The organism is Acidimicrobiales bacterium, from assembly GCA_035533095.1.
GTDB lineage: Bacteria > Actinomycetota > Acidimicrobiia > Acidimicrobiales > Palsa-688 > DATLUM01.
Map to the genome: position 1 here is coordinate 1 of DATLUM010000142.1, position 22089 is coordinate 22089.

Here is a 22089-nt window from a genome sequence, read left to right on the forward strand (position 1 = left end):
CACGAGCGCGGCGAGCAACGCCTGCAGCTTCAGCTGCGTCTCCGCCAGCTCCTCGTCGGGGTCGGATCCGGCCACGACGCCGTTCCCCGCGTAGATACGGGCCCGCGCCCCGCTGACCTCCGCGCAGCGGATCCCGAGGGCGAAAGCTCCGTCCCCGCGGCTGTCCATCCAACCCACCGGCCCCGCGTAACGGCCCCTGTCGAAGCCCTCCACGTCGGCGGCGTAGCGGATCGCCGCGGCCGTCGGGTTTCCCCCGACCGCCGGCGTCGGGTGCACCATCGCCACCAGCTCGAGCGCTGACGGCAGGCCGCCCGCTGCGCTCTCTGCCGCCCGCCCCGCCCGCGCCGCCCCCGCGCCCAGCCGCCCGCTTATCCGGGTCCCCAGGTGCGACACGTTGCGCAACCCCATCACCGACGGGTGGTCGGGGATCACGAGCTCCGTGCACACCGGCGCCAGCGCCGCCCGCAGCTCGTCAACGACCACCTGATGCTCGTGCCGGGCCTTCTTCGACCCCATCAGCCCCGCGATCAGAGCCTCGTCGGACCGGGTGTCTCCGCTCCGCGCGACGGTGCCCGCCAACGGGTGCGACTCCACCAGATCGCCGGTCCGCCTGATCAACAACTCGGGGCTCGCGCCCAGGAACCCGTCGACCGAGAAGATCATGCACGACGGGTAGAGCGCCTGAAGGCGCGCCAGAACGTCGGAGACCACGAACGGGCGGTTGCCTGTGATGTCCACGCGGCGGGCCAGCACCACCTTGCGAAGCTCGCCGCGCTTGATGGCGTCCACGGCGCCGGCGACCACCGCCTTCCAGTCCGCGTGTGGCATCGACGCGGTGAGGCTGAAGTGATCGGGAGGCGAGCCGGACGGTCGCACGGGTCCCTCGGTCCGCCAATCCACGACACCGGGGACGCTTTCCACGGGCGAGACCGTCGTCACCCAGGCTCGCCCGTCCCGGCACCCCACGACACGCTGGGGGACGATGAGGTGCCCGGGAGCCGCCGGGTCGAACGGCAGAGCGCCGATCACGACCGGCCCGCACCCGGGCAGTCCCACCTCGTCGACCGTTTCGATGTCCGCCAACGAAGCCAGGACGTCACGTATGGCTGCGGCGTCACCAAGCCCGCCGGGCAGGTCGATCCCGGCCGCTACCCCGGTGGCAGCGAGTCCGCCAGCCTCCTCGCGCCACAGGTAGCCCGACTCGCCGGCTTCGGCGAGCAGGTCAGGCGCCCCGTCGAGGGCGACGGTGTGTGCCCGCAGCTTCAACACCGGCGAGGTCATCGGGCTGCTCCGCTACGGACCCCGGACCGGGTGGCCGTGATGAGCTGCGTGATGCCCCCGCTCAGCAGCCGGCGCTCCACCGCCTCGAAACCCGCGTCGCCGAGCATCCGCAGCATTCGCGGGGGATCGGGGAGGTACGCCACCGACTTCGGGAGGTACCGGTACGCGTCGCGGTCGGATAGGGCCGCGCCGATCCTCGGCACCACGTGCCCGAAGTACGCCGCGTGGCCGGCGCGCATCAAAGGATTGGACGGGACCGCAACGTCCAGCAGGGCCACCCGCCCGCCCGGAACCGTGACGCGCGCTAGCTCGGCGAAGAGGGGTTCCAGTCCGGAAAAGTTGCGCAGGGCGAACCCGCTCACCACCCCGTCGACGCTCGCCGGCGCCAGCGGCAGCTCCAGGGCATCAGTGTGCACCAGTGGCGCAGCCGTGCGGGCGTGGAGGAGCATCCCCATGGACAGGTCCACACCGATCGGGTGATGACCGGCCGATGCCACGTCCCTGCACAGATCGCCGGTTCCGCAGGCGACGTCCAGTACCAGGCTTCCGGCCGGCAGGCCGAGCGCGGCGACTGCCGCGCGGCGCCAGACGCGGTCGAGGCCGAACGTCATGATCCGGTTCACCAGGTCGTAGCGCGGGGCGATGGTGTCGAACATCTCCCGCACCGCGCGAACCTTCGCTTCCCCCTCCGGCAGTTCCCCCTGCAGCGTCCGCGTCAGCCGTCCGCGCCAATCAGGTCAGGAGTAGTAGCGGAACAGGATGTCCGCTACACACGCCGGCTTCGAGCCCCCCTCGGTTTCGAACGTCACCGCGAGGGTCACCTGCACACCGCCCGACACCTGCTCCACGCCCGCGAGGGTGGCTCCCGCGCGCAGCTTGGATCCGACCGGGACGGGGGAGGGGAAGCGCAGCTTGTTCAGTCCGTAGTTGATGCCCATCGCCACGCCCGAGACGACGAGGATCTCGCTCAGCAGCATCGGCGCGAGCGACAGCGTCAGGTAGCCGTGCGCGATCGGAGCGCCGAAAGGCCCGGCCTTGGCGCGCTCGACGTCAACGTGGATCCACTGGTGGTCGCCCGTCGCGTCTGCGAAGAGGTTCACCTGCTCCTGGGTGACCTCGTGCCACTCGCTGTAGCCGAGATGCTCCCCGACGCGCTGCTCCAGGCCGCTGATGCCGTCGATCGTGGTAACCATGCCCGCAGGCTACGCCAGCTACCGGGCCGGCACCCAACCGCCTACTTGAACCAGGTTTTGCGGTACGACCGGCTCTGGGGGTGCAGCAACAACGCCAGCAGCGCAGCGAAGAACGCCAGGTTCAGGACGGCCCCGAACGAGAAGTACAGCACGATGAAGGCCAGCTGCACCGCCGCGAGCACCACGCCGAGCCAGTAGCCCCATTTCTTCTCGTTGGCTATGCCCCAGCCTGCAGCGACCTGACCGACCACCAGCACGGTCCCGATCGGCACCGCCGACACCTCGCCGTCTATGACCCCCAGCGCGGCGTTCACGTACATGAGGATCGTCGCCATCATCAGCGTTTGAGGCTGGGTCCGGTCGAGCCAACGATTGGCGGGCATGGCCACCAGTGTGCCAGCGCCCGGGCCTTACCGGCCGCCGCCCCCGCCGCGCCCCGTTGCCCCGGCCCCAACCCTCGCAGCCAGCTGCCCGCACGCCGCATCGATGTCGGTGCCGCGGTTGCGCCGAACGGTCGCGTTCACCCCGAGCGACACCAGCATGTCCCGGAACCCGCGTACCGCCGGCGGCGAGCTCCCGCGGACGCGGTAGCCCGGCGTGGGGTTCAAGGGGATGAGGTTGACGTGCGCGCCGAGCGGCCGGGCGAGCAAGGCGAGCTCCTCGGCGTCGGAGGGCCGGTCGTTGACGCCCGATATCAACGCCCACTCGAAGCTGAGCCGCCGGCCCTTCGCCGTCACGTACTGGCCGCACGCCTCCATCAGCGAGTCGATGGGGTAGCGGCGGTTGAGCGGGACGAGGCTGCTCCTCAGCTCGTCGTTGGCCGCGTGCAACGACACGGCGAGGTTGACCGGCAGGTCCTCGCCGGCCATCCGGCGTATCCCGGGTATCACGCCGACCGTCGAGACGGTGAGATGCCTGGCCGAAATGCCGAGCTCGTCGTGGATGCGCCGCAGCGCGGCCCACAGGTTGTCGTAGTTGGCGAGCGGTTCGCCCATTCCCATGAAGACGACGTTCGACAAGCGCGCAGGCATCGCAGCGCGCCTCGCTACCACCACCTGCTCGACGATCTCGCCCGCCGACAGGTTCCGGCTGAACCCCGCCTGCCCGGTCGCGCAAAACGAGCACCGCATCGCGCATCCCGCCTGGCTCGACACGCAGACCGTTGCGCGTTCGGGATAGTGCATGAGGACGGTCTCCGCCTGCGCGCCGCCCTCCAACTGCCACAGCCACTTGACCGTCCTGCCGCCGTCCGACACCGACTCGGCGACACGGGTCAGCGCCGGCGGCAGAGCCGACTCCAATCGCGACCGGAGGCGAGCCGGCAGGTTCGTCATCTCGGAAGGCCGCCGTCCCTCAGCGTGCAGCCCCCGCCACACCTGGTCGACCCGGTACGCGGGCTCACCCTCGAGCAGCCGGCCCAACTCCTCGCGCGTCAACTCGTACGCCCCGACCATCCGAGATCCGACCATCCGAGACCCGACCATCCGAGTTCCCCTCAGCGCGACGATGGGACGTCGCCGACGTAGGCCTGGTCGAGGTGGTTCACCACGAACCCCATGTCGACGTAGAGCTTGACCGCTTTGGCGTTGTCAGCATCCACGTACAGCATCCCTGTGCGAATACCCTTGCCGTACAGGTGATCCAGCCCCGCGAGCACCAGCGAACGACCCAGCCCGGGCCGCGGCTCACCCGCCTCGGGGTCGACAGCGATGACGTAGATCTCCCCCAGCGGAGGCTCGTCGTCCGCGTGCACCTTCGTCCAGCAGAATCCGTCGATCTTGCCGGAGCTGTCCTCGTGCAGGAGGAATCCCGCCGCGTCGAACCAGGGCTCCGCCTCGCGCTGCTTGATGGTCGCGAGGTCCCAGCCGCCTTGCTCGGGATGCCAGTGGAACGCCCGGTTGTTGACCTCCAACCAGGCCTCCTCGTCGGAGCCGACCTCGAACGTCCGCACGGCTATCGGTGGCGCACCGTCGCGCGCCGACTCCTCGACGGGAAGCGGGCGGCGCATCTGGTATAGAACCCGGCCGGGCTTCAGGCCGACCGACTCGGCGATCCGGTCGTGGTGGGGGCGCGGCTGGTTGACCCACATGTGCACATGACCGCCTCCCTCCGAGGCGATCACGTCGACCGCGGCTTTCAGGAGATCCGCGCCGATCGTGTTGCCGGGGACCCGGTGGTGCGGGTCGACGACGTACTCCAGCGCCCAGTTCCCCGAACCGCGCGACACCTGCGCGTACCCGACGGGATGGTCGTGGCCGGACTCCCATGCGACAAGGCCGGCGAAGCCCTCCCGCCCTCCGTGGACGAGGTCGAGCCACGCGTGCTCGTCGAGAGCAGCGTGCGCGTCGGCAGCAGCGGCGGCGTCGAACAGCGCCCGCAACGAAGCGGCATCGTCGCCGTCGATATGCCGGTTGATCTCTATGCGGTGCACCGCCCAAAGGGTACCGGCGCAACGGGCGGCCCCGACCGTAGGCTGAGTAGGTGGCGAAACCGAGGACAGCGAAGGGGCGCGCGCGGGAGACGGCGCACCGGCTGGCGGCCGAGTACCCGGGCACCGTGCGGGAGCTGTGCGCGCTCGACTTCAAGACGCCGTTCCAGCTTCTCGTGGCGACTGTCCTGTCGGCGCAGACCACCGACGAGCGCGTCAACATGGTCACCCCGGACGTGTTCGCGCGCTACCCCGAGCCGGCCGACCTCGCCGCCGCGGACCCGGGCGAGCTCGAGGAGATGATCCACTCGACGGGCTTCTTCCGCTCGAAGACCAAGAGCCTCATAGGTCTCGGCAGGGCGCTCGACGAGCGATTCGGCGGCGAGGTGCCCGACAATATCGCCGACCTGGTGACCGTACCCGGGGTGGGTCGCAAGACGGCCAACGTGATCCTGTCGGTCGCCTTCGACAAGCCCGGCCTCGCCGTCGACACGCACGTGACCCGCCTGACCCGGCTGCTCGGCCTGACCGAGTCGGCGGACCCGGTGCGCATCGAGAGCGACGTGTGCGCGGTGCTGCCGCCCGGGGAGTGGGGGAGCTTCGGCCTGCGCCTGATACTTCACGGACGGAGGGTCTGCATCGCCCGCCGGCCGCAGTGCGCCGATTGCGTGCTGGCGGACTTCTGCCCGTCTTCCCGGGCGCCGACCGGCAAGGCGGCAAAGGCCCGTTAGGCGATCTTGTCGACGATCCGCCTCAGGCGACGCTGCGCGGACCTGAGCGATCGCTCCACTTCGAAGAGGTCCGGCCCCATCAAACCCCGCTCCTGCGAGGCGAGCCCGTCGACGATCTCGGTGACCCGCTTGAGCAGGTCCTCGACGGCGGTGGAGACGGAACTCAGTTCGGCGCGAGCGGACATACCGATACCATCATGGACCCGATGTCCCCCCCACAAGCGACGCCGCTGCTGACGCCCCTTGACCTGCGCGGCGCCACGGGGGACATGGCCAAGCATCTCCCCGAGCCGCCGGCCAGCGACGAAGGACCGGCCGCCTCGGTCCGCGAGATCCTCGCGCTGGTCAAAGCGAGCGGCGACACGGCGTTGCGGGACCTGACCGAGCGGTTCGACGGCGTGCGCGTCGGCGACCTGCGAGTGCCCCCGGAGGCCGTGAGCGGCGCCCTGGACCGGATCCCGGCGAAGCTCAGGGAGGCGCTCGAGGTAGCGCACGGCAACATCGTCGACTACCACCGGGCGCAGCTGCATCCGGATGTCCGCTATGAGAAAGACGGGATCGTCGTGCGGGAAGCCCGCCGTGCCGTCGACAGGGCGGGGTTGTACGTCCCGGGAGGGCGGGCCCCGCTGGCCTCAACGGTGCTGATGACCGCTGCACCGGCGCGCGTCGCAGGCGTGGGGGCGCTCGCGATGTGCTCACCACCGGGTCCCGACGGCGCGATCGCCGACGCCATCCTCGCCGCGGCGGCGATCGCCGGTGTCGACGAGGTCTACCGCGTCGGTGGCGCGCAGGCCATCGGCGCGCTCGCGTACGGGACGGAGTCGATCCCGGCGGTGGACGTCATCGTCGGGCCAGGGAACCGCTACGTCGCGATCGCGGAGCGACTCGTGGCCGGCGAGGGCGCGGTTGGCGTGCCGTCGGCTTTCACCGGGCCGTCGGAGGTCGCGGTGGTGGCCGACGAATCGACCCCGCCGGAGTACGCCGCGGTCGATCTCGTCGTGCAGGCCGAGCACGGGCCCGACGGACTCGCCTACCTGATCACGTGGTCCCCCGACGCGGCGAAGGCGATCGCCGCCGAAGTGGAGCGAATCACCGCAGCATCGCCGCGCCGCGCCGAGATCGAATCCACCCTCACGCGCGGCGGGTTCTCCGTCCTGGTCGACGGACCCGAGCAGGCGATGGCCGTCGCGAACGCCGTGGCCGCCGAGCACCTCGAGCTGCTCAACGACGACCCCGAATCGCTGGTCCCCCTGCTTCGCAGCGCCGGCGCCGTGTTCCTCGGCCTGTGGGCACCCGCCAGCCTCGGCGACTACGCCGCGGGACCCAACCACGTGCTTCCCACAGCTCGCTCGGCGCGCTTCGGCAGCGCGCTGCGCGTCGACGACTTCTGCAAATTCATCCACCTGGTCGACGTGCAACGTTCCGCTCTCGAGCGGCTCGCGCCCCATGTCGCCGCCATGGCCGAGAGCGAAGGGCTCGCCGCGCACGCGGACTCGGTGCTCATGCGGGCCGGCAGCAGGACCTCCTGATGCCGCTCCCCGAACCGCGCGAGGACCTTGGCCTTCGAGAGGGCTACCACTCCCCGCAGGTCGACGTCTCCGTGCGGCTCAACACCAACGAGTCGCCCCTTCCGCCTCCTCCCGCCTGGCTCGACGCTCTCGCCGCCGAGATGCGGCAGATCCCGTTCAACAGGTACCCGGACCGCAACGCCACCGGTCTCCGCAAGGCGATCGCGCGGTTCCACGGGGTCGGAGCGGACCAGGTGTTCTGCGCCAACGGCTCCAATGAGGTCCTCCAGTCGATCTGCCTCGCCTACGGAGGTCCCGGCCGTAGCGCGGCGGTGTTCGAGCCGACGTACGCGCTCCACTCGCACATCGCGCACCTCACCGCCACCGCGGTCGTCGAAGGCCGGCGCCGGGCGGACTTCTCGCTCGATCTCGCAGAAGTCGACGATGTGCTGGCCGCCAACAACCCGTCGATCACGTTTCTCTGCTCGCCCAACAACCCGACCGGCATGGCGGAGAACCTCACGACCGTCGAGCACGTTCTCGAAGCGAGCCCGGGCCTGCTCGTCGTCGACGAAGCCTACGGCCAGTTCGCCGACTGGTCGGCCACGGACCTAGTCGGCGGCTCGCGCCCGCTCGTCGTGACGCGCACGTTCTCCAAGACCTGGTCGATGGCCGCGGCGCGGCTCGGGTACCTGCTCGGCCCTCCCGAAGTGGTCGCCACACTCGAGAGAGTCGCCCTGCCCTACCACCTCGACGCGCTGAAGCAGGCCGCCGGCCGCCTCGCGCTCGAGTTCGCCCCGGAGATGGAGGAGCGGGTCGGGCTCATCGTCCGCGAGCGGCAGCGCGTCGTCGCAGCGCTCGAGCGCCTCGGGGTCACCACCTGGCCGTCGCAGTCGAACTTCGTGCTGTTACGCCCGGAGCGGCGCAAGGGGTCCGAGGTGTGGCAGGGCCTGCTGCAGCGGTCCGTCCTCGTGCGCGACACGTCGTCGTGGCCTGGACTCGAAGGGTGCCTGCGCGTGACGATCGGCACCCCGGCGGAAAACGACGCCTTCCTCTCCGCCCTCCAGGAGGTTCTAGGTGACAAGTAGGCGAATGGTCGAGCGCGAGCGCTCCACCAAGGAAACCTCCATCCGGCTGCGCCTCGACATCGACGGCACCGGCGACGTCACCGTCGCGACCGGCCTCTCCTTCTTCGACCACATGGTCTCGCAGCTCGGCAAGCACGCCGGCTTCGACCTCGCCCTCGAAGCCAAGGGCGACCTGCACGTCGACGCGCACCACACCGTCGAGGACACGGGGATCCTCCTTGGAGACGCGTTGCGCGAGGCGCTGGGGGACAAAGCCGGAGTCCGGCGGTTCGCCTCGATCGACGTTCCGCTCGACGAGGCGCTGATCTCGGTGGCGCTCGACCTGTCGGGGCGCCCCTACCTCGTCTACGACGTGGACCCCGGCGCCGGCGGCGACGCCTACCCGATCGGTGACCCTCCGTTCGACCCGCAGCTGGCCGAGGAGTTCTGGCGGGCGTTCGTCACCTCCGCGGGGATAACTCTCCACCTGCGGATGGTGTCGGGCAAGAACTCGCACCACATTCTGGAGGCTTCGTTCAAGGGCGTCGCGCGGGCGTTGAGGGACGCCGTGCGGGTCGAGGGAGGCGGAGTGCCGTCGACCAAGGGAACGCTTTGATCGCAGTTCTCGACTACGGCATCGGGAACCTGCGCTCCGCCGAGAAGGCCCTGCAGCATCTCGGGGCCGACGCCAAGCTCGTCAGCGATCCCGACGTGGCGTCATCCGCGGGCGCGGTGGTACTGCCGGGCGTCGGCAGCTTCGGTCGCTGCATCGAAGCTCTGCGCGCCACCGGTCTCGACCGGGTCGCGCTCCAGGCGATCGATTCGGGAAAACCGTTCCTGGGGATCTGCGTGGGCCTGCAGATGCTCTACGACGGCTCCGAGGAGTCGCCGGACACCACCGGCCTAGGCGTCCTGCCCGGCAAGGTGCAAAGGCTTCCTGAAGGGGTCAAGCGGCCCCAGATGCAGTGGAACCAGCTCGACCTGACCCGTCCCGATCACCCACTCGTCGCCGGCTTGGGCCCGCACCCGTGGGTCTATTTCGTCCACTCCTACGCGCCGCCTCCGAGCGACGCGGTCGTGGCGACGTGCGACTACGGCGGGACCATCGTCGCCGCGGTCGCGAAGGACAACGTCTGGGCCACCCAGTTCCACCCCGAGAAGTCCGGTTCGTCTGGCCTCGCGCTTCTCGCGAACTTCGTCGCAGCCGCTGGGTGACCATGGAGATCTTCCCGGCGATAGACCTGCGCGGCGGGCGCTGCGTGCGCCTCGTGGAGGGCGACTTCGACCAGGAGACCGTCTACGGCGACGACCCGGTGGCGGCGGCGAGGTCGTTTGCCGAGGCGGGTGCCCGCTGGGTCCACGTCGTCGACCTCGACGCGGCGAAGACCGGCGAACCCGTGAACCGGCCCGTCGTCGCCGCGATCGTCGAAGCCGTGGGGCCCGCCGTGAGGGTCCAGACCGGCGGCGGCGTGCGTTCCCTCGACGACGCGGCGGACCTGATCGCGCGGGGCGTGGCCCGCGTCGTGATCGGGACCGCCGCGGTCCAGAACCCGGCGCTGGTCGCCGAAGCCGCGCACCGGTGGCCCGGGCAGATCGCGGTAGGGGTGGACCACCGCGCCGGCAGGGTGCGCCTGCGCGGGTGGACCGAGGAGTCGGCCGTCGAGGTCGAGGCGCTTGTCCGCGACGCGGTGGGCGCCGGCGCCACCGCCGTGGTAGTGACAGACATCTCTCGCGACGGGCGCCTCGAAGGCCCGGACGTCGACGGCCTCAGCGCGCTCCTCGCGGCCACTGGGGCGCCGATCGTCGCGTCGGGTGGGGTGTCCGGCATCCACGACATCGAAGCCCTGGCGCGAGTGCGATGCGCCGGCCGCGCCCTCGCCGGAGTGATCGTCGGCAAGGCCATCTACGAAGGGCGCGTCGACCTCCGCCGTGCTCTCGAAGCGGTCTCGCTGCCATGAGGGTGGCGAGGTTATGAGGGCGGTGAGGGTCATCCCGTGCCTCGACGTCGACGCCGGCCGCGTCGTCAAAGGGGTCAACTTCGCCAACCTCCGCGACGCCGGCGACCCCGTGGAGCTCGCAGCGCGCTACGACACCGAGGGGGCCGACGAGCTCGTCTTCTACGACATCACCGCGTCGGCGGAGGCCCGCGACACGATGGTCGACGTCGTAGCGCGCACCGCGGAACAGGTCTTCATACCGCTGACCGTCGGGGGCGGGGTCCGGTCACTGGAGGACGCGCGCAGGCTCCTCCGGGTCGGTGCCGACAAGGTGAGCGTCAACAGCGCCGCCGTCGCCCGCCCCGAGCTCGTCGACGAGCTGTCGGACACGTTCGGCGCGCAGTGCGTCGTGGTCGGCATCGACGTGCGCCGGAGAACCGCCGGCTTCGAGGTGTTCACCCACGGTGGGCGCAACGCGACGGGCATCGACGCGCTCCGGTGGTCCGAGGAATGCGAGCGCCGCGGCGCCGGCGAGCTCGTCCTCAACTCGATGGACCGCGACGGCACGAGGAAGGGCTTCGACATAGAGCTCACGCGTTCGGTGGTCGACCTGGTCGGGATCCCGGTCGTGGCGAGTGGGGGGGTGGGAGTGCTCGCGCACCTGGTGGAGGGGGCGGTCGCCGGCGGGGCCGACGCCGTGCTCGCGGCCTCGATCTTCCATTTCGGGGAGGCGTCGGTCGCCGACGCGAAGCGCGCGATGCGTGACGCCGGCGTCGTCGTGAGGCCCGTCGCGGTCCGAGAGGATTAGCTTGGTTGCCGATGACCGACTCGTCGAAGCAGGCCGTGCAGATGCTCACCGACCGGGTGCTGGTCCAGATCCCCCGCGGTGAGGGCGAGCGAAAGTCGCGAGCGGGCATCCTGATCCCCGCGACAGCGCAGGTCGCCCGCCGTCTCGCGTGGGCGGAGGTGGTGGCCGCCGGCCCGCACGTCCGTTCGGTGCGGGCGGGTGACCAGGTACTTTTCAACCCGGAGGACAGGTACGAGGTCGAGGTGCAGGGCGAGGACTATCTCATCCTTCGTGAGCGTGACCTCCACGCGGTCGCTTCCGAGCGGGTTGATGACGGAACGGGTCTCTATCTGTAAACAACAGGTCACGATTCCCTGAAATTGCCCTGAAAAAGGCCCTCCACCCATTGCGCACCTTCCCTCTCAGGTTGTACACAGAGAGTGGCCTGATTGGAAGCGCAGTGCCGCGCCTGAGTGTCCCGGAGATGCCGTGCCTGCGACCGTGTCCCCGATCGTCAACGACCCGAAGAGGCTCGCTGCGGTACGCCGCATCGTGCCGCTGTACCGGCCTCCGAGTACCACCTTCGACAGGCTGACCAGGCTTGCCGCCGAGCTGCTCGAGGCGCCGGTCGCGCTGCTCACGCTCGTCGAGCCCGACCGGCAGTTCTTCGTGAGCTCCTATGGCCTTCCCGACGACATCGCCCAGGCACGCCAGACCCCGATCGAGTACTCGATCTGCCAGCACGTCGTCACCGGCGGCATGCCGCTGATCGTTCCCGACGCCGCCCTGGATCTCCGCCTCGACGGGAACCTCGCGGTCGTGGAGATGGGGGTGGCCTCCTACGCCGGGATACCTCTGAAGAGCCCCGACCACTTCGCGGTCGGCGCGCTCTGCGTCCTCGACTTCATCCCGCGTGACTGGACCGACGACAAGCTCGCCGTGCTCGCCGACCTCGCAGCCATCGCGATGGACGAGCTGCGCCTAAGCGTCCTCGACCGGCAGGTGACCTTCGAAAGAGAGTGGCGCGCGACCTGAGGAGACTCGCAGGATCGCCTGAGTAATGGCACCCCGAGCCTCTTTGAGGCCTCCTACGATGGGGGCATGCCGGTAGCAGCCCCGATCGAAGCGACCCCAGACCAGCTGGCCGCCGTCAAGTACAACGACGACGGCCTCGTCGCCGCGATCGTCCAGGACCACGCCTCCGGCGAGGTGCTCATGATGGGGTGGATGAACTCCGGCACCCTCGCGGAGACTTTCGAATCGGGCCGGACCGTCTTCTGGTCGCGCAGCCGGCAGGAGCGCTGGCGCAAGGGCGACACCAGCGGCGACCGCCAGTGGGTGCGCGCCGCGTACTACGACTGCGACGGCGACGCTCTGCTGTTCGTCGTCGAGCAGGAGGGCGCCGGCGCGTGCCATACCGGCGAGCGCAGCTGCTTCTACCGGTCCTTCGGCTCGGCCGCGCCCGGCTCCGCCGAGGGGGACCCCGCCGGCGCCGGCTGAGCGGTGAACGGCCTTTCGCGCGACGAGTTCGCCTCGCTGGCTCGCGACTTCACGGTCGTCCCGGTCTGGCGCGAGCTGCTGGCGGACCTGACCACACCCGTCGCCGCGTTCGCCCGGGTGGCCGGCGGCCCGGGGGCCGGCCGGGCCTTCCTGCTCGAGTCGGTGGAGCACGCCGGGCGGTGGGGGAGGTGGTCGTTCGTCGGGCGCCGGCCGTTGGCGACGTTGATCGCCCGCGGTGGCCGGATCGGCGTCGAAGGCAGCCTGCCCCGATCGGTCCCGCTCGACCAGGGCGTCCTGCGCGCCCTCGAGGCGCTGCTGCGCGAATGCCGCTCGCCGGTGATCGAGGGGTTGCCGCCCCTCCACGGCGGCGTCGTCGGCTACCTCGGCTACGACGTCGTGCGCGAGGTCGAGCACCTGCCCGACCCGCCGCCCGACGAGTCGGGCTTCCCGGACGCGATCCTCTCGGTCGTCGGGCAGGTCGCCGCGTACGACTACTGGCGCCAACGGGTCACCCTGGTTGACGCCGTCCCGATCCCCGAGGCCGCGCGCGACGACCGGGCGGCGTGTGACGCGCTGTACGACGAGGCGGTGGCCCGCCTCGACGCGTTCGCATCCGAGGGAGCCCGTCCTGCCGACGAGCCCCTCGTCGTGCCCCCCGAGCGCGACGACGAGCTGCCGGAGTACCGCCGGCGCACCTCGGCGGAGATGTTCACCAAGTCCGTCGAGGTCGCCAAGGAGCACATACTCGCCGGCGACATCTTCCAGGTCGTCCTCTCGCAGCGCTTCGAGCTCGACCTCGGCGCCGACCCATTCGACCTGTACCGGTCGTTGCGCCAGGTCAACCCCAGCCCGTACATGTACTTCCTGCGTCACCCGGAGCTGTGCGTCGTCGGCTCGTCGCCGGAGCCGATGGTGCAGCTCCTGTCCGGCAAGGTCATCTCCCGCCCGATCGCAGGCACCCGCCGGCGGGGCCGCACCGACGAGCACGACCGCAAGATGGCAGCCGAGCTGACCGAGCACCCGAAAGAACGAGCGGAGCACGTGATGCTCGTCGACCTCGCTCGCAACGACGTCGGCCGTGTCGTCCGGTACGGCTCCGAGCACGTCGACGAGCTCATGACGCTCGAGCGCTACAGCCACGTGATGCACCTCACGTCGCAGGTGTCCGGCAGCCTTCGCGAGGGTCTGGGGCCCATCGACGTCCTGCGAGCGACACTCCCCGCGGGCACCGTCTCCGGGGCTCCGAAGGTCCGGGCGATGGAGATCATCGACGAGCTCGAACCGGTGAAGCGCGGCCCCTACGCCGGCGTGATCGGTTACTTCGACTTCTCTGGCAACCTCGACACCGCGATCACCATCCGCACCATGCTGATCTCCCCCGACGGCACCGCCAGCGTCCAGGCCGGCGCCGGGATCGTCGCGGACAGCGACCCGGCCGACGAGGACCTCGAGTGCCGCAACAAGGCCGCCGCGCTGCTGGCGGCGGTGCCCGGTGCGCGCCGCATCAGCGCGGCGAGAGCGGAGATGGCCGGTGCCTGAGCGTTACGCCGTCTGGCTCGACCGTGACGTGGTGGAGGTCGTGGGCGAGGAGTCGGGACCGTACCTGCAGGGCCAGCTCAGCCAGGACGTGATGGCCGTCGCCGACGGTGCGAGCGCGTGGTCGTGGGTTCTCTCACCGCAGGGAAAGGTGGACGCGCTGGCGCGGGTCACCCGCCTGTCACCGGAGCGCTGGTTGCTCGACACCGACGGAGGATGGGGCGAGGCGCTGGTGGCGCGGCTCAACCGGTTCAAGCTGCGGACGAAGGTGACGCTCGAAGCCCGCGATTGGAAGGTGCTCGGTTTGCGTGGCGAAGTGATCCACGTGGATTCGATCGCCCGTGCGGATCCGGCGTGGCCGGGCGTCGAAGGAGTCGACCTGATCGGTGACGATCTCTCGGTGCCCGAGGGATGGCAGCTGATGGACGGCGATGCCCACGAGGCGGAGCGCATACGTCTCGGGATGCCGAAGATGGGTGCCGAGCTCGACGAGCGGACGATCCCGGGCGAGACCGGGCTGGTGCCGAGGACCGTGAGCTTCACCAAGGGCTGCTACACCGGCCAGGAACTGGTCGCCCGGGTCGACTCTCGCGGCGGCAACGTGCCACGCCGGTTGGCCCGGCTGTCGTCCGATGCGAAGTTGCATGCCGGCTCAGCGCTGGTCACCGCCGGCGGAGGCTCCGCGGGCGTCCTGACCAGCGCGGCCGAGACGCCCGCCGGCACCTGGGTCGCCCTCGGGTACGTCAAACGCGGCGTCGATGTCGAAGCGCCCCTGTCGGTCGACCCCGGAGGGGCGACCATGACCTTCGCGGGACTGGTCGGTTGAGACGCCGGCGGAGCGCGCCGCTCGTCCTCGCCCTAGCCGCAGTGTCCGTGCTCGTCGCCGGAGGCTGCGGCGGCGTCGAGAGCCTGTCTTTTGGAAAACCTCCTCCGGCCAAGGCAGGCGCCGGCAATCAAGGACCGGCGCTTCCGGGCAACCTCGACGCGGTCGGCCAGGCACACGTCGCGGGCGCGACCACGACGACCGTCCCGCCGATCGGGCCCGGCAAAGCGAGCATCCTCGGAACGGTGTTCGGTCCCAACGGGCCCATCGGCGGCGCAACGGTCGAGGCGGACCGGCTCGTGGGCAACCAGGTGGCCACTACCACCGTCACCTCCGCCGCCGACGGCAGCTTCGTCATCGGGTCGATCCTCGGCGGGCGCTACCGGGTGCGAGCCTGGCAGTCGCCGACGCTCGCGTTGACCGAACCGCAGATCTTCTTCCTCGGCGACGCCGAGACGCACCAGGTTCAGCTGCACCTCGACTCCTACACCGGACCCGACGTGGCGACGTCGGTCAACCCGGGCGTCGCTGTCGTAGGCCAGCCCGTCAACCTCGTCGTCGAGGTCACCAACCCGACCGTTGACCGAAACGGCATCGTCCGTAACCAACCCGTGGCCGGCCTGCAGGTGACCCTCGCCAGCGCGGGATGGACGGTCTACAGCGGCAACCCTCAGACAACCGGATCGAACGGACAGGCGCTGTTCCAGCTGAGCTGCTCGAGCGCCGGCGACAACCCGCTGAGCGTGGAGATCGGCTCGGGCGCGCCGCAGCCGGTGTCCGTCCCCAGCTGTGTGGAGCCGACGACGACGACGCAGTGCACCCCCACCGGCAGCGGCAGCGGCGGCACGGGCGGATCCCCCGGCGTCACCACTACGACCACGCAACCCAACGGGGGCTGTTGAGGTGGCCGGGTAGGCTCGAACAGCCGTGGCCACCTACCTGGACCGAATCATCGCCTCGCACCGCGCCACCGCGGCCGACGACACGCGCGACGCCGTGGGGCTCGAGGCGGCGGCACGCTCGGCAGGTGCAGCACGTGGTTTCGAGTCGGCGCTTCGAGCTGGAGATCGCTTGGCCGTCATCGCGGAGGTGAAGCGCGCCAGCCCGAGCAAGGGACCGCTCAACCCCGGACTCGATCCCGCGGCGATCGCGCGGGCGTACGAGCGAGGTGGCGCCACGGCGCTGTCCGTTTTGACCGACACGGACTTCTTCGAAGGGTCGGAGGGCGACCTGCGTTCCGCGCGCGACGCGACCCTCTTGCCGGTCCTGCGCAAGGATTTCACCGTCAGCGCCCACGACGTCCTCGACGCGCGTGTCATGGGCGCCGACGCGATCCTGCTGATCGTCGCGGCGCTGTCCGACACTGAGCTGGCCGAGTTCCTCGGGCTCGCGCGATCGCTGGGTATGGACGCGCTCGTCGAGGTGCACGACGAGGCCGAGGCGTCCCGCGCGCTCTCCGCCGGCGCGACGTTGGTGGGCGTGAACCAGCGCGATCTGTTCACCTTCGAGGTGGACACCGGCCGGGCATCGCGTGTCGGCGCGTCGCTCCCGCGGGAAATATGCAGGGTCGCCGAATCGGGCATCCGCGGCCGCGACGACGTTGCGCGCCTCGCCGACGCCGGCTTCGACGCGGTGCTGGTCGGCGAGTCGCTCGTGCGCAGCGCCGACCCGGCGGCGGCCGTGGCCGACCTCGCCGGCGTGGCCCGCACCGCCGCCGGCGCCGCCCGGTCGCGCTGATGTTCGTCAAGGTCTGCGGGACCACATCGGAGGAGGACGCGCTCCTCGCGGTGGCGATGGGCGCCGACGCCGTCGGCTTCGTGTTCGCGCCTTCGCCCCGGCAGGTCGCGCCCCAGCACGTCGCCGACATCGTCAAGCGCCTGCCTCCCGAGATCATCGCCGTCGGTGTCTTCCGCGACGAGTCCCCGCAACGGGTTCTCGCGATCACGCAGATAGCCGGGTTGAAGGCGGTCCAGCTGCACGGCCACGAGGGACCAGAGGACTCCACCTGGCTGAGCACCCGCGTCCCGATGGTGATCCAGGCGTTCCCTGCGGCTGATCCCCGGGTGCGCAAGGCCGCCAACTACGGCGCCGGCGTCGTGCTGCTCGACGCGCCCAACCCCGGTTCGGGTGAGGTGTTCGACTGGTCGCTGGCGGCCGAGGTACCTCCCGGCCCGCTGCTCATGATCGCCGGCGGCCTCCACCCGGGAAACGTGTCGGCCGCCATCGCGCGCACCAAGCCGTGGGGCGTGGACGTCGTCACGGGTGTTGAACGCGAGCCGGGCAAGAAAGACCCGATCAAGCTGCGCGAATTCATAGCCGCGGCTCGGGCGGCGGCGGAGGAGATCGAACGCGAGCACGGGCCGATGCCCGCCCGCGCAGGCGCCGGCGGCGCCGGCTCCCCGGGCGAGGACGCGCCCGACAGCGCCCCCTACGACTGGCAGGAGGACGCTTGAGCGCTGTCCGGATGGGCGAGCCGGGACGGGGTGGACGCTTCGGGGATTTCGGGGGCCGGTACGTGCCGGAGTCGTTGGTGCCGGCGTGCCAGGAGTTGGAGGCGGCGTTTCGCACGGCTTGGGCCAGCGAGAGTTTCCGCCGGCGCTACGAGGCGCTTCTGCGCGACTACGCCGGCCGGCCGACACCGGTGACCGAATGCCGCCGGCTCTCCGAGGACCTCGGCGTGCGGGTTCTGCTCAAGCGGGAGGACCTGACCCACACCGGCTCGCACAAGATCAACAACGTGCTCGGCCAGGGACTCCTCACCCTCGAAATGGGCAAGGCGCGGATGGTCGCAGAGACCGGCGCCGGCCAGCACGGCGTGGCGTCGGCGACGGCGGCGGCCCTGTTCGGCCTGGAATGCGTCGTCTACATGGGAGAGGTCGACACCGAACGCCAGGCGCTCAACGTCTTTCGCATGGAGTTGCTCGGCGCCGAGGTGCGCCCCGTGCGCTCCGGCAGCCGGACCCTCAAGGACGCGGTCAACGAGGCCCTGCGCGACTGGGTCGCCACCGTCGAGACGACCCACTACTGCCTCGGATCGGTGATGGGCCCGCATCCCTATCCCTGGATGGTCCGCGAGTTCCAGCGGGTCGTGGGCGACGAGGCGCGCTCGCAGTGCCGGGAGCTGCTCGGCGGCGCCGACCCCGACCTGGTCGTCGCTTGCGTGGGCGGAGGGTCGAACGCGGCGGGGACGTTCGCCGGGTTCGTCGAGACCGGCGCCCGCCTGGTCGGGGTGGAAGCCGCCGGCGGCTCCGCGATCGGGCACGGCGTCCCCGGCATCCTCCACGGGATGCACTCCTACATCCTGCAGGACGAGTGGGGCCAGATCCTCGAGGCCGAATCGATCTCCGCCGGCCTGGACTACCCGGGCATCGGCCCCGAGCACGCCTACCTGGCGGCGACCGGCCGGGCGACCTACGAGTCAGCGGCTGACCATGAGGTCCTCGATGCCCTCCAGCTCCTGTCGAGGACCGAGGGGATCATCCCGGCCCTCGAGCCCGCCCACGCGCTCGCCTGGCTGGCCCGCGCCGCCCGCTCGGGCGACGTCCCCGCCGGCTCGACGGTCCTGGTCACCCTGTCCGGACGCGGCGACAAGGACGCCGAGCAAGTGATGAAGGTCCTGCGTTGAACATGCCGGACCCGCCGGCGGACCCGCCGGCCGGCGTGCCCGTCGAGTCCACCCTGCGCGCCGCGGTGGCGGCCGGCCGCAAGCTCCTGATCACCTACGTCACCGGCGGGTTCGACCGCGAGTGGACCCTGTCGCTCGAGGCGATGGTGGCCGCCGGCGCCGACCTCGTGGAGATCGGCATCCCCTTCTCCGACCCCGTGATGGACGGTCCCACCATCCAGGAAGCATCGGTGCGGGCCCTCGCCGGCGGCGCCACCCCGGCCTCGATCCTCGACCAGATAGCGGCCGTCGACGCCGGCGTGCCGCTGGTCGCCATGACCTACTACAACATCGTCTACCGGGCCGGCCACCGGCGCTTCGCCCGGATGCTCGCCGGCGCCGGCGTGCGCGGTGCGATCCTGCCCGACGTGCCCTTGGAGGAGTCCTCGGAGTGGGAGCAGGAGGCATTGGCCGCCGGCGTGGAGACTGCCCTGCTCGCCGCGCCGGTCACCCCCGACGACCGCCTCGCGGCGATCTGCGCCCGGTCGCACGGGTTCGTCTACGGGGTGAACCTCATGGGCGTGACAGGGGAGCGCGACACGCTGGCCGGTTCCGCCTCCGTCCTCGCCCGCCGGCTGAAGGCGCTCACCGACAAGCCGGTCGTGATGGGCTTCGGAATCTCCACCCCCGAGCAGGCGGCGGCCGCCGCCGCCGGCGCCGACGGGGTGGTCGTGGCGTCGGCCCTCATGCGGATGCTGCTGGACGGCAAGGGGCCTGGGGCGGTGGGCGAGGCAGTGGCGAAGTTCCGCTCCGCTCTCGACGCCGGCTGACGCGGCTTCGGGCGGGGCGCCTCGGGCCCGGGTGCGCCGACGCGGGCGCCGGCGCGGGGCGCCTCCGGCCCGGGTGCGCCTGCTCTTGCTCTCCATCCCGCCCATCCCGCTTTTTGAGGGACAACCACGTTTTGGGGGACACAGCTGTCATCTCTCGACGGATCCGTCCCGCAAAAATCGCTCGTCCCGTGGAACGTAGCATGAAATATAATGAAACGTCATGGACCACCGGGTCACCGACTTGCTCCGCCGCCAATACGGCGTCATCTCGCGCCGCGACGCGCGGGCTCTCGGGATGACCGAAGCCAAGATCAGGACCCAGCTGCGAACGGGCGCGTGGATCGAGGTCAGCCCTGGTGTGTACCGGCATTCCGCGAGCCCACAAACGCCAGAGCAGGCGATCATGGCCTCGGTCCTTGCCGCCGGTCCGTGCGCGGTTGCCTCCCATCAGGCGGCGGCGTACATGTGGGGTCTGCTCGACTGGGGCGAGGCCGGGCAACGGGCGTCGGTTGGAGTTCCGAGCCCTGCCCGGCCGCGCAGCTACGGGTTCGACGTTCATCGCAGCAGCGATCTCGATCCAGCGCGGGTGAAGGTGTGGAAGGGCATCCCGTGTACCGACCCGCTGCGAACCTTCGTGGACCTGGCCGCCACCGTTCGCGACCTCCAGGTTCTAGACAAGGCTCTGGATCGAGGTCTCGCCAGTCGTCTGATCACCATCGCCGGCTTGCGGGCAGAGATAGGTCGCCGGTCCCGCCAGGGTCGCAACGGGGTCGGCCGGCTTCGAGGGCGCCTCATCGAGCGTGGCTACCTCGGGGGACCCACTCCGAGTGTGCTGGAAAGCCGGGCCATCGAGTTCCTCCGCCGGTACCGCCTGCCACTTGTATCCCGTGAGCTCAAGACCGGCCCGGACGGCGAGTTCCGCATCGACTTCGTGCTGGGGGACACGGACACGCCGACAAGCGCCGCCGCACCGGCCACAGCCGCCGCACCGGCCACAGTCGCCACGCCCGCCGCCACCCCCTCCGTCACCAACATCGCCTGGGAAGTCGACGGCTACGTCTGGCACTTCACTCCCGAACACAAGGCGCGCGACGACGAACGGCGCAACACCCTCCACCTGCAAGGCTGGGATCTCTACGTGACGGACTGGCGGGCGCTCACCACCAAGCCGGCATCTGTGGCCGCGACGTTGCGTGCCGCGCTCAGCCGCCGGCGGCGAGCTCCAGCACGACCTTGACGTCGTTGGGCTGGCGTGTGTACGCGTCGCGCCACGATTCCAACGGCACCGACCGCGTGATCAGCTTCCCCAGCCAATCCTTGTCGGCGTCCGCGAGGGCCTGAGCCCCCGCCTCGTAGTGGCGCCGGTTGGCGTTGACCGATCCGAACACGACGTCGTTCTCGAGGACCATCCGGCGGTTGAGCATGCCCACGTCCACCGACAGTTCGCGCCCGCCGGACGAGACGCCGGTCAGGCACACCACTCCGTTACTGCCGGCGGCATCCATCACGTCGAAGATGAGCTGCCCCACGCCAGTGCACTCGATGGCGACGTCGGGCGAGATGCCGACGTCGGCGACGTTACCGCTGTGGTAGTGCGCGCCGAGCTTCTCGACCAACGTGGGCTTCAAGCCCTCGGTCACCTGGTCGAGCACGTGGACCTCCAACCCGCGCTGAACACCGAGCAACGCCGCCAGCAGCCCGATCGGCCCGGCGCCTGTTACGAGCACCGACTTCGGCTCCCACTCCGCTCTCGCACCGATGCGCGAGATGTGGTCCCACGCCTTGGCCACAACCGTCGTCGGTTCCAGCAGCACGCCGAGGTTGCCCAGCGACGGGTCGATCTTCACCAGGAAGTCGGGTGTGATCCTGTAGTGCTCGCGCGCGTAACCGTGGTGCTGCTTGATTCCCCACTCGACATAGTCGCCGGACCGGCACATGTCCCACTCGCCGACGGCGCAGTTGGAGCAGTGGTTGCAGGGCCGCCTCACGATCGCGACAACAAGATCACCGGCCGCGAACTCGCCGCCGGAAGGTGCCGACACGACCTCGCCCAGCGACTCGTGACCTATCGCGAGACGCTCCTCGCCGGGAGGAGCCCAACCGTATTCACCCGCGATGATCTCGAGGTCCGTGCCGCACACACCGACCGCCCGCGTCTTGACCAGCACTTCCCCGTCGGATTCCGGCGGATCCGGTAACTCGGTGAGGTCGACGGTGCCGGATTTGAGGGGGAGGACGGTGACTGCTCTCATGGTGGCAAGCTAGTCACTGTGGAGCTCGAGTTCGTCCAGGCCGGCCGCCTACTTGTCGCCAACCCGCTCTTGCCGGACCAGAACTTCGACCGTACCGTCGTGTTCCTCATCGCATACAACGACGACGACGGTGCTATCGGCGTCGTCCTCAACAGGCCGAGCGAGACGACCGTCGCCGCGCCTCTTCCCCGGTGGGTGCACATGGCCGCGTCGCCGGCGGTCATCTTCGTCGGCGGACCCGTGCAGCACGACGCCGTCATATGCCTCGCGCGCTCGCACGGTCATCCCGCCGGCGCTGCACCCCCCGGCGAGTGGAAGCCTGTCACCTCCGACATCGGAACACTCGACCTCGACATGGATCCCGATGTGTTGCAGAGCTCGCTGAGCGAGGTTCGCCTGTTCGCGGGTTACGCGGGCTGGGCGTCGGGGCAACTCGAGGCAGAGATCGCTGCGGGGGCCTGGTGGGTCGTCGACGCGGAGCCCGAAGACGCGTTCTGCGACGATCCCGAACAGCTCTGGAAGTCGGTGCTCCGCCGCCAGCCCGGATCGCTTGCTCTGGTCGCCTCCTATCCCGACGACCCCGCGCTCAACTAAGGCTGAAGAGGCCCGCAG

Annotated in this window: 27 protein-coding genes; 19 read left to right on the plus strand and 8 right to left on the minus strand. The window is 70.4% G+C overall.

Annotated elements, in window-relative coordinates; translation table 11 throughout:
* From VNF71_16750 to mshD, 6 genes are all read right to left on the minus strand, one after another.
* Positions 1 to 1281 (minus strand): isochorismate synthase (locus VNF71_16750; protein ID HVA76204.1); only part of this gene is annotated, 1281 nt, incomplete at its 3' end.
* Positions 1278 to 1946 carry a ubiquinone/menaquinone biosynthesis methyltransferase gene (locus VNF71_16755; GenBank protein HVA76205.1) on the minus strand — a complete coding sequence of 223 codons (669 nt, stop codon included), beginning with the start codon at positions 1944 to 1946 and terminating at the stop codon, positions 1278 to 1280. The genes VNF71_16750 and VNF71_16755, both read right to left, overlap by 4 nt.
* Positions 1947 to 2018: 72 nt before the next feature.
* Positions 2019 to 2474: a MaoC family dehydratase gene (locus VNF71_16760; protein ID HVA76206.1), complete on the minus strand. Its 456-nt coding sequence runs from the start codon at positions 2472 to 2474 to the stop codon at positions 2019 to 2021.
* Between the two features lie 41 nt (positions 2475 to 2515).
* Positions 2516 to 2857 (minus strand): hypothetical protein, encoded by a 342-nt coding sequence (locus VNF71_16765; protein ID HVA76207.1) that lies wholly within the window; start codon positions 2855 to 2857, stop codon positions 2516 to 2518.
* A 27-nt stretch (positions 2858 to 2884) separates the two neighbouring features.
* Complete coding sequence (gene rlmN, locus VNF71_16770; protein HVA76208.1) at positions 2885 to 3958, minus strand: 23S rRNA (adenine(2503)-C(2))-methyltransferase RlmN; 1074 nt, start codon at positions 3956 to 3958, stop codon at positions 2885 to 2887.
* Between the two features lie 11 nt (positions 3959 to 3969).
* On the minus strand, positions 3970 to 4905 hold the full coding sequence (gene mshD, locus VNF71_16775; GenBank protein HVA76209.1) for a mycothiol synthase: 936 nt from the start codon (positions 4903 to 4905) through the stop codon (positions 3970 to 3972).
* A gap of 50 nt (positions 4906 to 4955) precedes the next feature.
* On the opposite strand from mshD, the gene nth reads away from it, so the two are divergent.
* A complete protein-coding gene (gene nth / locus VNF71_16780; GenBank protein HVA76210.1) occupies positions 4956 to 5633 on the plus strand; it encodes an endonuclease III in 678 nt (225 codons plus the stop codon).
* Here nth and VNF71_16785 read toward each other — a convergent pair.
* Positions 5630 to 5818: a hypothetical protein gene (locus tag VNF71_16785; GenBank protein ID HVA76211.1), complete on the minus strand. Its 189-nt coding sequence runs from the start codon at positions 5816 to 5818 to the stop codon at positions 5630 to 5632. The genes nth and VNF71_16785 overlap by 4 nt on opposite strands.
* A 21-nt stretch (positions 5819 to 5839) precedes the next feature.
* On the opposite strand from VNF71_16785, the gene hisD reads away from it, so the two are divergent.
* The 17 genes from hisD to VNF71_16870 all read left to right on the plus strand — a co-directional run bounded on the left by hisD (position 5840) and on the right by VNF71_16870 (position 20462).
* Entirely contained in the window at positions 5840 to 7162 is a 1323-nt protein-coding gene (hisD, locus tag VNF71_16790; protein ID HVA76212.1) for a histidinol dehydrogenase, read from the plus strand.
* Positions 7162 to 8229, plus strand: a complete 1068-nt coding sequence (gene hisC / locus VNF71_16795) for a histidinol-phosphate transaminase (GenBank protein ID HVA76213.1) — start codon at positions 7162 to 7164, stop codon at positions 8227 to 8229. Before hisD ends, hisC begins: the two co-directional genes overlap by 1 nt.
* On the plus strand, positions 8219 to 8824 hold the full coding sequence (hisB, locus tag VNF71_16800) for an imidazoleglycerol-phosphate dehydratase HisB (protein ID HVA76214.1): 606 nt from the start codon (positions 8219 to 8221) through the stop codon (positions 8822 to 8824). Before hisC ends, hisB begins: the two co-directional genes overlap by 11 nt.
* A complete protein-coding gene (hisH, locus tag VNF71_16805; GenBank protein ID HVA76215.1) occupies positions 8821 to 9423 on the plus strand; it encodes an imidazole glycerol phosphate synthase subunit HisH in 603 nt (200 codons plus the stop codon). The genes hisB and hisH overlap by 4 nt, the downstream gene beginning before the upstream one ends.
* A gap of 2 nt (positions 9424 to 9425) precedes the next feature.
* Positions 9426 to 10166, plus strand: coding sequence for a 1-(5-phosphoribosyl)-5-[(5-phosphoribosylamino)methylideneamino]imidazole-4-carboxamide isomerase (gene hisA / locus VNF71_16810; GenBank protein HVA76216.1), 741 nt, complete (start codon positions 9426 to 9428; stop codon positions 10164 to 10166).
* Positions 10167 to 10179: 13 nt separating this feature from the next.
* Positions 10180 to 10953 carry an imidazole glycerol phosphate synthase subunit HisF gene (gene hisF / locus VNF71_16815; protein HVA76217.1) on the plus strand — a complete coding sequence of 258 codons (774 nt, stop codon included), beginning with the start codon at positions 10180 to 10182 and terminating at the stop codon, positions 10951 to 10953.
* A gap of 11 nt (positions 10954 to 10964) precedes the next feature.
* Positions 10965 to 11288: a co-chaperone GroES gene (locus VNF71_16820; GenBank protein ID HVA76218.1), complete on the plus strand. Its 324-nt coding sequence runs from the start codon at positions 10965 to 10967 to the stop codon at positions 11286 to 11288.
* A 133-nt stretch (positions 11289 to 11421) separates the two neighbouring features.
* Complete coding sequence (locus VNF71_16825) at positions 11422 to 11967, plus strand: GAF domain-containing protein (GenBank protein HVA76219.1); 546 nt, start codon at positions 11422 to 11424, stop codon at positions 11965 to 11967.
* Positions 11968 to 12033: 66 nt separating this feature from the next.
* Positions 12034 to 12432, plus strand: a complete 399-nt coding sequence (hisI, locus tag VNF71_16830; GenBank protein ID HVA76220.1) for a phosphoribosyl-AMP cyclohydrolase — start codon at positions 12034 to 12036, stop codon at positions 12430 to 12432.
* 3 nt (positions 12433 to 12435) lie between these two features.
* Positions 12436 to 13971: a chorismate-binding protein gene (locus tag VNF71_16835; protein ID HVA76221.1), complete on the plus strand. Its 1536-nt coding sequence runs from the start codon at positions 12436 to 12438 to the stop codon at positions 13969 to 13971.
* Positions 13964 to 14794: a hypothetical protein gene (locus tag VNF71_16840; protein HVA76222.1), complete on the plus strand. Its 831-nt coding sequence runs from the start codon at positions 13964 to 13966 to the stop codon at positions 14792 to 14794. The genes VNF71_16835 and VNF71_16840 overlap by 8 nt, the downstream gene beginning before the upstream one ends.
* Positions 14791 to 15693: a carboxypeptidase-like regulatory domain-containing protein gene (locus tag VNF71_16845; GenBank protein ID HVA76223.1), complete on the plus strand. Its 903-nt coding sequence runs from the start codon at positions 14791 to 14793 to the stop codon at positions 15691 to 15693. Before VNF71_16840 ends, VNF71_16845 begins: the two co-directional genes overlap by 4 nt.
* A gap of 25 nt (positions 15694 to 15718) precedes the next feature.
* A complete protein-coding gene (trpC, locus tag VNF71_16850; GenBank protein HVA76224.1) occupies positions 15719 to 16528 on the plus strand; it encodes an indole-3-glycerol phosphate synthase TrpC in 810 nt (269 codons plus the stop codon).
* Positions 16528 to 17244, plus strand: a complete 717-nt coding sequence (locus VNF71_16855) for a phosphoribosylanthranilate isomerase (GenBank protein ID HVA76225.1) — start codon at positions 16528 to 16530, stop codon at positions 17242 to 17244. The genes trpC and VNF71_16855 overlap by 1 nt, the downstream gene beginning before the upstream one ends.
* Complete coding sequence (gene trpB, locus VNF71_16860; protein HVA76226.1) at positions 17241 to 18416, plus strand: tryptophan synthase subunit beta; 1176 nt, start codon at positions 17241 to 17243, stop codon at positions 18414 to 18416. The genes VNF71_16855 and trpB overlap by 4 nt, the downstream gene beginning before the upstream one ends.
* 2 nt (positions 18417 to 18418) lie before the next feature.
* Positions 18419 to 19225, plus strand: a complete 807-nt coding sequence (gene trpA / locus VNF71_16865; GenBank protein ID HVA76227.1) for a tryptophan synthase subunit alpha — start codon at positions 18419 to 18421, stop codon at positions 19223 to 19225.
* Positions 19226 to 19445: 220 nt separating this feature from the next.
* A complete protein-coding gene (locus VNF71_16870) occupies positions 19446 to 20462 on the plus strand; it encodes a type IV toxin-antitoxin system AbiEi family antitoxin domain-containing protein (protein HVA76228.1) in 1017 nt (338 codons plus the stop codon).
* Here VNF71_16870 and VNF71_16875 read toward each other — a convergent pair.
* Positions 20428 to 21477 (minus strand): glucose 1-dehydrogenase, encoded by a 1050-nt coding sequence (locus VNF71_16875; GenBank protein HVA76229.1) that lies wholly within the window; start codon positions 21475 to 21477, stop codon positions 20428 to 20430. The two genes, VNF71_16870 and VNF71_16875, sit on opposite strands and share 35 nt — an antisense overlap.
* A gap of 18 nt (positions 21478 to 21495) precedes the next feature.
* On the opposite strand from VNF71_16875, the gene VNF71_16880 reads away from it, so the two are divergent.
* A complete protein-coding gene (locus VNF71_16880) occupies positions 21496 to 22071 on the plus strand; it encodes a YqgE/AlgH family protein (GenBank protein HVA76230.1) in 576 nt (191 codons plus the stop codon).
* Positions 22072 to 22089 lie beyond the last annotated feature (18 nt).